This window comes from Pseudoalteromonas sp. SR41-8 (assembly GCF_014163915.1).
GTDB classification, from domain to species: Bacteria; Pseudomonadota; Gammaproteobacteria; order Enterobacterales; family Alteromonadaceae; genus Pseudoalteromonas; species Pseudoalteromonas rhizosphaerae.
The window spans coordinates 23,735-34,725 of the sequence record NZ_JACJEE010000040.1 but is presented as its reverse complement, the minus strand read 5'-3'; the positions used below and the strand labels follow the sequence as shown (position 1 = coordinate 34,725).

10 protein-coding genes are annotated in these 10,991 nt (G+C 40.9%); 4 read left to right on the top strand and 6 right to left on the bottom strand.

Features of this window, described 5'->3' with window-relative positions; genetic code table 11:
• Positions 1 to 270: 270 nt before the first annotated feature.
• Positions 271 to 1,413, bottom strand: a complete 1,143-nt coding sequence (dnaJ, locus tag H5162_RS19115; RefSeq protein WP_145236090.1) for a molecular chaperone DnaJ — start codon at positions 1,411 to 1,413, stop codon at positions 271 to 273.
• A 187-nt stretch (positions 1,414 to 1,600) separates the two neighbouring features.
• Positions 1,601 to 3,517 (bottom strand): molecular chaperone DnaK, encoded by a 1,917-nt coding sequence (gene dnaK / locus H5162_RS19110; RefSeq protein WP_182732509.1) that lies wholly within the window; start codon positions 3,515 to 3,517, stop codon positions 1,601 to 1,603.
• A 244-nt stretch (positions 3,518 to 3,761) separates the two neighbouring features.
• On the opposite strand from dnaK, the gene H5162_RS19105 reads away from it, so the two are divergent.
• Positions 3,762 to 4,577: a thioesterase family protein gene (locus H5162_RS19105; RefSeq protein WP_145236096.1), complete on the top strand. Its 816-nt coding sequence runs from the start codon at positions 3,762 to 3,764 to the stop codon at positions 4,575 to 4,577.
• On the opposite strand, the gene H5162_RS19100 is transcribed toward H5162_RS19105, so the two are convergent.
• Complete coding sequence (locus H5162_RS19100; protein WP_145236099.1) at positions 4,566 to 5,342, bottom strand: ABC transporter substrate-binding protein; 777 nt, start codon at positions 5,340 to 5,342, stop codon at positions 4,566 to 4,568. The two genes, H5162_RS19105 and H5162_RS19100, sit on opposite strands and share 12 nt — an antisense overlap.
• 149 nt (positions 5,343 to 5,491) lie before the next feature.
• On the opposite strand from H5162_RS19100, the gene H5162_RS19095 reads away from it, so the two are divergent.
• From H5162_RS19095 to H5162_RS19085, 3 genes are read left to right on the top strand one after another with little or no spacing between them, the layout of a single operon-like run.
• Positions 5,492 to 6,718: a paraquat-inducible protein A gene (locus H5162_RS19095; protein WP_149980384.1), complete on the top strand. Its 1,227-nt coding sequence runs from the start codon at positions 5,492 to 5,494 to the stop codon at positions 6,716 to 6,718.
• Positions 6,719 to 6,727: 9 nt separating this feature from the next.
• Positions 6,728 to 8,383, top strand: a complete 1,656-nt coding sequence (pqiB, locus tag H5162_RS19090; protein WP_182734109.1) for an intermembrane transport protein PqiB — start codon at positions 6,728 to 6,730, stop codon at positions 8,381 to 8,383.
• A complete protein-coding gene (locus H5162_RS19085; RefSeq protein ID WP_182760521.1) occupies positions 8,383 to 9,006 on the top strand; it encodes a membrane integrity-associated transporter subunit PqiC in 624 nt (207 codons plus the stop codon). Before pqiB ends, H5162_RS19085 begins: the two co-directional genes overlap by 1 nt.
• 102 nt (positions 9,007 to 9,108) lie before the next feature.
• Here the strand turns inward: H5162_RS19085 and H5162_RS19080 are convergent, their stop codons facing one another.
• The 3 genes from H5162_RS19080 to H5162_RS19070 form a co-directional block, all read right to left on the bottom strand.
• Positions 9,109 to 9,432: a GNAT family N-acetyltransferase gene (locus H5162_RS19080; protein ID WP_182779305.1), complete on the bottom strand. Its 324-nt coding sequence runs from the start codon at positions 9,430 to 9,432 to the stop codon at positions 9,109 to 9,111.
• Between the two features lie 41 nt (positions 9,433 to 9,473).
• The gene (locus tag H5162_RS19075) at positions 9,474 to 9,878 is read right to left on the bottom strand and encodes an NUDIX hydrolase (RefSeq protein WP_182732504.1); all 405 of its coding nucleotides are present in this window, start codon (positions 9,876 to 9,878) and stop codon (positions 9,474 to 9,476) included.
• Positions 9,879 to 9,962: 84 nt separating this feature from the next.
• Entirely contained in the window at positions 9,963 to 10,988 is a 1,026-nt protein-coding gene (locus tag H5162_RS19070) for a zinc-binding dehydrogenase (protein ID WP_182732503.1), read from the bottom strand.
• Positions 10,989 to 10,991: the final 3 nt, after the last annotated feature.

Below are 10,991 nucleotides of genomic sequence, written 5' to 3'. Positions count from 1 at the left end.
CAGATAAATACAGTGATAACAAGGCGTAAATTTTGACATGTAGTTGTTCTACTTGAAAAAATTATAACGCAGTTAGCGCTTTATTTAGCTCGCTAGAATGGTTAAATATTTAAGTCGATTGGTATTACTGCGTGGTTTTCAGCAAAGCTGTAGCCAAATAAAAACCTGAACTCTTGAGGGTCAATCTCTTAACCAGAGTTCAGATTAATAAGCTTTTGTTAGCCAATAAAAAATGGCGCTAATTAGCGCCATTTTATAAGTAATGAGTGATTACTTAGTTAAATCATCAAAGAACTTTTTTACACCATCAAAAAAGCCTTTTTCTTTTGGACGGTTTTTAGAACCATCCTTACCCATGCTTTGCTCAAGCTCTTGCAATAACTCGCGTTGGCGTTCATTTAACTTAACGGGTGTTTCTATTACCACTTTACAGATCAAGTCACCAACTGCGCCACTACGGACAGACTTAACACCTTTACCGCGCATACGGAACATTTTGCCCGTTTGACTCTCAGCTGGGATCTTCAATTTAGCACGACCATCTAAAGTCGGTACTTCAATTTCGCCACCAAGAGCAGCCGTTGTAAACCCAATCGGCACTTCACAATATAGGTTATTACCATCACGCTCAAAGATACGGTGTTCACGTACCGATACTTGCACATACAAGTCACCAGCGGGTGCACCATGTACCCCTGCTTCACCTTCGCCAGATAAACGAATGCGGTCGCCAGTATCAACCCCGGCTGGGATTTTAACCGATAATGTTTTGGTTTTTTCCACACGGCCTTGACCATGACAGCTATTACATGGATCAGAAATTATCTGACCAGTGCCCTGACAGGTTGGACAGGTTTGTTGCACAGCAAAAAAACCTTGGCGCATTTGCACTTGGCCTGCACCATGACAAGTCGTACATGTTTTCGGTTTAGAACCCGCTTTTGCACCGCTGCCGTCACATGGCTCACAGCTTACCCACGTAGGTACTTTAATTTCTACTTCTTTACCACGAACCGCTTCTTCTAAGCTTAAGTCCATGTTGTAACGTAGGTCTGAACCTCGTTGCTGACGCGATTGACGACGGCCACCACCGCCTCCAAAAATATCACCGAACACGTCACCAAATACATCACCAAAGTCACCATGACCGCCACCAAAGCCGCCATGACCACCACCGCCACCGCCTTGTTCAAACGCAGCATGGCCGTATTGATCATACATTTGACGTTTTTGACTGTCAGTGAGGATCTCGTAAGCTTCTTTTACTTCCTTGAATTTAGTTTCAAGTTCTTTATCGCCTGCGGTACGATCTGGATGATATTTCATCGCTAAGCGTTTATACGCTTTTTTTACGTCTCTTTCGCTGGCGTCTTTTGCCACTCCAAGGACTTCATAATAATCGCGTTTTGACATATCTATCACACTACTCTTTTCTTACTGCAGCATTGCTGCGGATAAATCGATAAATCGTATCGATTTATCATCTAATTTACATGCAAAAGGCGCGTCAAGCTTTAGCCCGCGCGCCTTAGTTGTTCATCCTAACTTAAATTGCGATATCAGTCATCGTGTTTTCAGTTAGGCGAAGCGCTAACAACAATTACTTGTCGTCTTTAACTTCTTCGAACTCAGCATCCACTACGTCGTCATCTTTCTTCGCAGATTGTTGCTGCTCGGCACCGGCGTCACCACCTTGTTGTGCTTTAGCTTGTGCGATTTCCATTAACTTTTGTGACTTTTCAGCAAGCGCTTGAGTTTTTGCTTCAATCTCGTCTTTTTTGTCACTCTTAATCGCAGCTTCTAGCTCAACAACAGCCGCTTCAATCGCTTCTTTGTCTTCGCTTGGTAATGCATCACCCGCTTCTTCGATTTGCTTACGCGTACCATGCACTAATGCATCAGCTTGGTTACGAGCTGCAACTAGCTCTTCAAACTTTTTATCGTCTTCTGCGTGTGCTTCGGCATCACGAACCATTTTTTCAACTTCTTCATCGCTTAAGCCTGAAGATGCTTGAATGGTGATTTTTTGCTCTTTACCTGTATCTTTATCTTTTGCCGATACATGTAAGATACCATCAGCGTCCACATCAAAAGTAACTTCGATTTGTGGTGTACCACGTTGTGCTGGACGAATACCTTCTAGGTTAAATTGACCTAGTGACTTGTTGTCGCTAGCACGTTTACGCTCACCTTGTAATACGTGAATAGTTACCGCAGCTTGGTTATCTTCAGCAGTTGAGAATGTTTGCGATTTCTTCGTTGGAATAGTCGTATTTTTCTCAATTAACGCCGTCATTACAGAGCCCATAGTCTCGATACCTAGAGATAATGGCGAAACATCTAGTAATAGTACATCTTTCACATCACCAGCTAGTACACCACCTTGAATCGCTGCGCCTACGGCTACTGCTTCATCAGGGTTAACATCTTTACGTGGCTCTTTACCGAAGAAATCAGCAACTGTTTTTTGTACTAAAGGCATACGTGTTTGACCACCAACAAGGATGATATCGTCAATGTCGCTTACTGATAAATCAGCATCAGCAAGGGCACGTTTTAATGGCTCTAGTGACTTCATTACTAAATCTTCAACTAGTGACTCAAGCTTAGCGCGTGTTAGTTTCACGTTCATGTGCTTAGGACCAGTTGCATCAGCAGTTACGTACGGAAGATTTACTTCTGTAGATTGTGCAGATGATAATTCAATTTTTGCTTTTTCAGCTGCTTCTTTAACACGTTGCATTGCAAGTGGATCAGTTTTTAAGTCTAAACCTTGATCTTTTTTGAATTCAGCAACTAAATAGTTGATTACGCGGTTATCGAAATCTTCACCACCTAAGTGAGTGTCACCATTTGTAGCAAGTACTTCAAATGTGTGCTCACCTTCAACTTCATCAATTTCAATGATTGATAAATCGAAAGTACCACCACCTAAGTCATATACTGCAACAACGTTTTCGCCTTTGTTTTTGTCCATGCCATAAGCAAGGGCAGCAGCAGTTGGCTCATTGATGATACGTTTAACTTCAAGACCTGCAATACGCCCAGCATCTTTAGTAGCTTGACGTTGTGAATCGTTAAAGTAAGCAGGTACTGTAATAACCGCTTCAGTTACTGCTTCACCTAAAAAGTCTTCAGCTGTTTTTTTCATTTTTTTCAAAACTTCAGCTGAGATTTGTGGTGCAGCGCGTTTTTCGCCGCCCGCTTCAACCCATGCATCACCATTATCTGCTTTGATAATTTTAAAAGGCATGATGCCGATATCACGTTGTACTTCTTCGTCTTCAAAGCGACGACCAATTAAACGCTTAATTGCAAATAATGTGTTTGTCGGATTAGTAACCGCTTGACGTTTAGCAGATTGACCTACTAAAGTTTCTCCGTCTTGCGTGTAAGCTATAATAGACGGAGTGGTGCGATCGCCTTCCGCGTTTTCAATAACACGTGCTTTGCCACCATCAAGTACTGCAACACAAGAGTTAGTAGTACCTAAGTCGATTCCGATAATTTTACCCATGAAATATCTCCAACTTCAAAATTCATTAATACGTTCGATGACTAGTAGATAGGGATGCCACAAACTTAATTCAACTGTAAAAATGAAAAAAAAGTGCTTTTTTGTAATTTATTTTGCAAATAACCCTAATTAATGTGTGGATTGTCTTTTTTTGCATCATTAGGGGCCATTTCACAATCTGGTCTGATGAGTTTTTATGTGTTATAAAATCACTAATAATTAAAAAATGTCTCAAAGGATCACCATGCATTTTGATCAACTATTAAAGCAAGCGGCACTCATAGGCCAGCTGCCCCATTCTGAACAAGCTCACGCAACGATGCAATTTCCTGCAAACTGGTGTCAAGGTCGAACTGCTTTTGGCGGTTTATCAGCCTCACTACTGTATCAGGCAATGCGTCAACAAATAGAACCAAGTCGTCGTTTGTTGTCTATTAGTACAAATTTTGTAGGTCCTTTGTTAGCAGATACTGATTTTTCCCTCTCAGTTGAAATTTTACGGGAAGGAAAAAGTAGCACACAAGTACTGGCAAAAGCGTTGCAGGACGGCCAAGTAAGCGTGGTCGTACAAGCGTGTTTTGCAAAATCGCGAGATTCAGCCATTGAAGTACCAGTGACAAAAACAATGAGCCTAAAACCGGTTAACGAACGTTACACACTGCCATTTAAATCAGGTGCCATGCCGGAATTTTTCCAACACGTCGCGCTTTGCCCTCAGCAAGGTGGAATGCCGTTTTCAGCAGCCCAAACGTCGCATTTAGGCGGATGGATGAAGTTAAAACAATCGCCAGCAGAACTTAGTGAAGCACATATTATTGCCTTAACGGATGCATGGCCGCCTACTTTATTACAAATGTTTAACCAACCAGCGCCCGCCAGCAGTATGTCGTGGTATTTAGAGTTTGTAAAAACACCGCAGTTGGCAGCCGATGAGTGGCTTGGATTTGAAGCAGAAACTCATCACTGTAAAGATGGCTATGGTTTAGAGGATGGTTGTATTTGGTCACAATCCGGCGAATTGCTTGCGCTTACCCGCCAAACCGTAGCATTATTTGATTGAGCTTGGTTCTACAACCTGAGCATAATCACTGCCATCAAAAGCCATTATTTTACTGTATTGCCCATTTTCAATGATATGGGCAAGTCCCATATCAAAAATCTCTTGTAACACTTTACTGTTAAAATAGGCTGGTCGAGGAGCCTCAGGAAATATCGGGTGTACAGTAATAGGCTTGATTGGGTGCGATTCTTTATATTGCTGTAGATAATATAAAAACACCCGTTTTTCTAGTACCACCACATCAACCCACTCTTTCATTAGATGATCCACTTGCGCAGCTTGGTATACGACTTCTTCATAAGCGCTTAATTTAGTCGTTAATGCTTTAAATGGCGGCGGCAGAAATTCGGTGGCGTTTTGAAAGGCAACAACACTTTTCCCCAGTAGATCATAGACAGTATTAATTTTAAAATTATTTTTACGTAAGCTAATTGCCACATTTTGATACGCCAATAAGCTTTGGCTTGGATAAATCGCAGAAGTGGTGAGCCCCGCATAATTCATCGCAATATCGACCTTCATTTGTTCTAAGGATTGCCCTGCACGTTTATTAGACATATAGACTATATCTAGATTTGTTATACCTTGATCTTTAAACGCAGATTTTAAAATCTGCAACTGCAAGCCGGTATCATCCTCACTAAAGACGTAAGGAGGCAAAGAAGGGCTTACCGCAACGGTAATAATGTCGCTAGATTTTGGCGCAGCTAAACTCAATGCAAAAGTGCTATATAAAACAAAAAAAAACACTATAAAATACTTCATTCACCACCCACAGATAGATGCTTTTTAGCAACTGTAAAATTACATGACAACTTTCTTATTAGGCTAGCCTAGTTAAACCAATTTCGCATTTGTATTTAGCATATAATTGATGCAAACTTGATCTAAGATACTTCTAAGTGGTTATTAATTTGCAAACTGCCTGCCCTAATTGTGACTTGATTATTGATATCCCGCACATAGTTGCAAAACAAATGGCTGTCTGTCCACATTGTCACAGTAAACTATGCGCAGCAAATATAAATTATGACAGCCGTATTGTAGCACTCAGTATTAGTGCTTTACTCATGCTGCTAAGCAGTATGTTTTATCCATTTATCTCATTTAGTAGTAATGGCATTACACAGACGATTACCTTGCCCGATGCCGCTCGTATTTTGTTTAATTACGACAGCGATTTATTAGGCATTTTTATTGATGTTAGTATTATTGGTTTACCAATGGCATTACTCACTATTTTGATCCCACTGCATTTAGGCTTACTTAAAGTACTTCCACAAACGATTGCCAGACGCTTACTCAAATTCACCTTAGCGCTAGAGCCATGGATAATGTCAGAAATATTTTTAATCGGTGTATTGGTCAGCATGGTAAAAATAATGTCGCTAGCGGAAGTCAGCTTTGGCGTTAGTTTTTGGGCCTATGCCGCGTTTGTACTCTTCTATATTGGCTCATTAGCACACTTAAATCGTGCTCGATTATGGGATCAAGTACAGCCTCAGGCTGAAATTGCAGCCGCAAAACTTTCTTATCGTGCCATAGATAGTAACATTCGAGCCTGTCATGTCTGCCATCAACTAAGCGATAGCGAATACTGTTCTCGCTGTAATAGCAAAACCCATATCAGAAACCCCCACAGCGTACAAAAAGCAACGGCATGGTTAATAACTTCAATTGCCTGTTATATTCCGGCAAATTTATTGCCAATAATGTACACCACTAGTTTGGGGGATGAATCCCCCTCAACATTAATTGGTGGGGTAATAACACTGTGGCAAGCTGGCTCATACCCTATTGCATTAATCATTTTTTTAGCGAGTGTAGTAGTACCATTAGCTAAAGCGCTCATTTTAACATTTTTATGCTTTTTGGTTAGCAAACCCGCTAACGGCCAGACAAAAGGCTATACGAAAGTCTATCAATTAACCGAGTTTATTGGTAAGTGGTCTATGATCGATGTATTTGTTGTCGCGATTCTAGTAGCCTTAGTGCAATTAGGAAATTTAATGTCAGTAACGCCAGGTTTAGGCACTGTATTTTTTACTATCATGGTGATTTGCCAAATGCTTGCAGCACACGCGTTTGACCCTCGGCTATTATGGGATTCGCCAAACAATGATAAAAAGACCATAAATTAGAGAAACAGCATGAGTGAAACGGCTAATATAAAAAAAGAACCTATTATTTCTGCGATTTGGATCATACCGGTTATAGCTTTGCTCGTTGGTGTGTGGATGCTTTACCAATACCAAGCTAATAAAGGCGCAACCATTTATATTTCAATGCCTCATGCTGAGGGTATAGTGGCAGGCAAGACTGAAATAAAAGTACGTAGTGTGAAAATCGGCCAAATTGATCACGTTCGCCTCTCTGATACTAAAAACAGTGTGATTGCTCGAGCTCAAATTGATAAACATTATGATGGCTTACTCACGGAAGACGCCAACATCTGGGTAGTAAAACCACGTATTGATGAAACGGGTATCAGCGGTATGAGCACGTTACTATCTGGTGTATATTTAGAATTTTCACCAGGTGAAAGTAGTAAAACAAAAGAGCATTTTAAATTACAAGAAGAGCCAGCGCTGATTGATAAAGATGTCAAAGGCGGTCGCTTTTCATTACTCAGCTATGATGCTGAGGTTATGGATGTCGGCACCGGTATATTTTTTAAGAATTATAAAATTGGTCAAGTTGAAACAGCGACATTTGATTGGAAGAATCAAGCGATGAAGTATGGTATTTTCATCAACGAACCTTATCAAAACCTGATCACCTTAAATTCTATTTTCTGGGTCAATACGGGTGTTGAAATTGATTTATCTGCCGATGGCATTAATGTAAAAACAGGTTCATTAAGCAGGTTATTAAAAGGAGGGATCTCGGTTGGTTTGCCTGAACAACAATCGCCGGGTGATTTTGCTCAAGAAGGTCATAGCTTTTCGCTTAGTAATAGTTACAAAGATGCTCTTGAGGAACGCTTTTATAATTTTGATTATTACCTAATTGAGTTTGAGCAGTCTATTCGAGGTTTACGTGCCGGCGCACCGGTTGAATATCGTGGCATGCGCGTAGGTACTGTTGTAGAAGCACCTGCGAATGTGATGATCGATGGCAAACCCGCACACTTTAGAACTGATAATACTGCAGTGCCCGCTTTAATAAAAATAGAGTATGGCCGTATTTACCATGACAATGCCTCAGCCAAACAATTTTGGCAAAGCAGTGTTGATGGTTGGATCAAAAATGGCATGCGCGCTTCTTTAAAACCAGGCAATTTGCTTACTGGCGCTGTGTATGTCGATTTTGATATCTACCACGATGCCCCAGCTGCTAAGTTAGAAACACTGTCTCAATATCAAGTATTTCCGAGTGTCTCCAGTGGCATTACCGTATTAGCAGATCAAGTGTCTGACGTATTAAATAAAGTAAATAATTTAAAAATTGAAGACAGCTTAGCGCAAATTGATTCCGCGTTTGCTGATTACCAAGCGCTGGCGAATGAAATGCGTACATTGTTAAGTAAACAAGATACCCAAAATTTACCCGGTGATATTAATCGTAATTTTGCTGAAATGACAAAAAGTATGCAGCAATTTGATGTCACCATGAAACAGTTTGAAAAAACCATGGCCAGTTATCAACAAGGCTCCTCATTTCATCAGCAATTACAACAAACACTCTCAGAGTTTAAGCGTTTAAGTGAAGAGCTACAGCCACTCTCGCGTGGCTTAAATGAGCAACCAAATATGTTTATTTTTGATAAATCATTGCCTGCCGATCCAACGCCGAGGAAACAATAATGCGGACATTTTTACGTATACAAATTTTTGCTGTTATTGGGGTGCTATTATTATCAGGTTGTAGCCAATCACTTAATGCACCCGTTAAATACTACCAGTTTGAGCAAAGTATTAAACCAATGCAGCGCAGTAGCACTGACACATCAGCTCAATTACGGATCAATACAGTAAGTTTACGAGGCGCATTAAATAACCGTGGTATTGCAATGAAAATGGATAATAATCAGGTCAATGCTGCTAATTATCACTTATGGAGTGAAGCGCCAGATCAAATGCTAACAGCAAGCGCCCATCAAACATTATTTACCACGCTTGATAACTGGATGGTGGTCAAAGGATTACCTGTTATAACAGACAAAGATCAGCAAAGTTATTATGAATTAGAATATGAGCTACATCATTTCAATGGTGATAACCAAGGTAATGCGGATATTTCTGGTTTGTGGCGCCTGTATTATACGTCGTTTGAAAGTGGCCGCTCTTTAAAAGCAATTCATTATTTTAGTGAGGTTAACCCTTTAACTGGTGATGATTACGAAGGCCTTGTCGAAAGCTTAGAGCAAAACTGGCAGAATATTAATCAACAGGTAGCAACCACCCTGAGCGTTCTTATTCAAGAATAGACACCACTAAAGCAGTGCCATCATTATTAAGCACTGCTTTGCCTATATACCCAAACCCGAGTTTATTTAATAACCCATGCGAAGCGGTATTGTCAGCATCGGCTATCGCGGCAATGTAGCTGAACTTACCTTGATACGCGTGTAATAGTTTTGCAGCCGCTTCATACGCACTGCTAGTGCTTCTCGTTGGAACAAGCCCACCATGCCCATGGCAATGCCTTGTTTATTTGCCACAATATAAGGTCCAAAACCTTGCTGTTGGTGGCCATCAATAAAGGTTTTTTGTAAATAATCTTCGGCTTGTTGTTTGGTATAAATGCCTTTATCAGCAATATAACGATAAAAACTCGGCTGATTTAATAAACTCAAGATAAACGACGCATCACTTAGCTGGCCATGGCGAAGAATTAAACGTTGCGTATTCATATCTCGTTTTCCTATTAATGATAGTGATCGTTTAAGCTAAATTAAAATGCAGCACTATCAACTGTACCGGTATAATTTAAACAGGCTGCGACTCTATGTTGTTGAACCTTGGAAAGCTCCGACAATTTATAATAACGATGTGCTAAGTGTTCATCGCTGAGCGTGATCACAGCATCTCTTAACAAACTAACTCTAAAAATAAAAGCATGAGAATTAAACGCTTTGTGATAATAAATACCGGTTAAGTGTTCAATTTTCACTTCACAGCCGAGCTCTTCTTGGCATTCGCGTATGAGTGCTTGATGTACAGTTTCACCGACATCTAAGGCGCCACCAGGTAATCCCCAGCTTAGCTCACCATAGCTTGCCTTTAGCAGCAAAACCTCCCCGCTGGCATTAGTGATCACCCCATGGGCGCTGAGTCGATAAAAATCTGTAAATGCCATGTTTCCCTCTAAGTTGATAATCTTAAACAATAACAAAAAGCCCCGCAATTGCGAGGCTTAAAGATTATGAATCACGGTTAATAATTAATCATGGCTAATTTTCACTACCTGCTTTCCGGTAAAGCCACCAGCAATTTGTTTATTCAGCGCCTGTGAAATACTACTGGCGTTAAATTCAACCTCAATGATCTGCGGTATTTTGATACTGCCACTGGCTAAATTGTCTAGCAATAAATTGCCCATAAAACTCATTTTTTGCTGAGCACATAAACTGTTTGCTAACCACGCTCCACCTAAAGAAACAATACCTATATTTGGCGCACGTCTGAACATCAGCTCCTGCTCAAACTTAGGCAGTGGATTTAAGCACGCAATACGGCCACAAAAACGCATTAATTCAACATTACGTACCGTGGTTTCACCACCAATCGAATCGAGCACTGCATCAAAGCCTTGTGGACCAAGTTCTTTACGAATTTTATCGCTAAGCGTTTTATCGTTGTAATCAAACACCACATCAGCACCCAATTGTTTAACAAGCTTATGGTTGCGTTTGCTCGCGGTGGTAAATACCGTAGCACCACGTTGTTTGGCAAATTGAATGGCGAACTGACCGACGGCCCCCGCACCAGCTTCAATTAAAAGTGAATCACCTTCGGTTAATTGCAGTTTATCAAGAGCTATTAATGCCGACATCCCTGCGCAGGGTAATGTCGCGGCTTGCTGTAACGTAACGCTGTCAGGAATTTGCGATACAGCAAAGTTAGGGACTTTAGCGTATTGCGATAACACCCCATGGTCGCCAACATTACCATGCCACATGACCCGAGTACCGACACTTGGAAATACCCCTTTAGTGGCTTTTACCACCAACCCTACAGCATCAAGGCCTAGGGTATGAGGATAGTGCCATTTACAAAAACCTTGTTTAGCAAAATACGCATCAACCGGATTCAACGCAACATACTCAACCTTTATCAACAATTCGTTGTCTACAACATCAGGCACCGGCAATTCAAGCTCAGATAAATTAATCTGTTCATTAGGTTCAAGTAACGCAATCGCACGCATTGTCGCGGGGATTGTTGATAAAAGATCAGTATGTGGCATCAA

Excerpts from the sequence above, each read along its gene's own strand:
- dnaJ (WP_145236090.1), bottom strand. The coding sequence starts at position 1,413 with ATGTCAAAACGCGATTATTATGAAGTCCTTGGAGTGGCAAAAGACGCC.
- dnaK (WP_182732509.1), bottom strand. The coding sequence starts at position 3,517 with ATGGGTAAAATTATCGGAATCGACTTAGGTACTACTAACTCTTGTGTT.
- H5162_RS19105 (WP_145236096.1), top strand. The coding sequence starts at position 3,762 with ATGCATTTTGATCAACTATTAAAGCAAGCGGCACTCATAGGCCAGCTG.
- H5162_RS19100 (WP_145236099.1), bottom strand. The coding sequence starts at position 5,342 with ATGAAGTATTTTATAGTGTTTTTTTTTGTTTTATATAGCACTTTTGCA.
- pqiB (WP_182734109.1), top strand. The coding sequence starts at position 6,728 with ATGAGTGAAACGGCTAATATAAAAAAAGAACCTATTATTTCTGCGATT.
- H5162_RS19085 (WP_182760521.1), top strand. The coding sequence starts at position 8,383 with ATGCGGACATTTTTACGTATACAAATTTTTGCTGTTATTGGGGTGCTA.
- H5162_RS19080 (WP_182779305.1), bottom strand. The coding sequence starts at position 9,432 with ATGAATACGCAACGTTTAATTCTTCGCCATGGCCAGCTAAGTGATGCG.
- H5162_RS19075 (WP_182732504.1), bottom strand. The coding sequence starts at position 9,878 with ATGGCATTTACAGATTTTTATCGACTCAGCGCCCATGGGGTGATCACT.
- H5162_RS19070 (WP_182732503.1), bottom strand. The coding sequence starts at position 10,988 with ATGCCACATACTGATCTTTTATCAACAATCCCCGCGACAATGCGTGCG.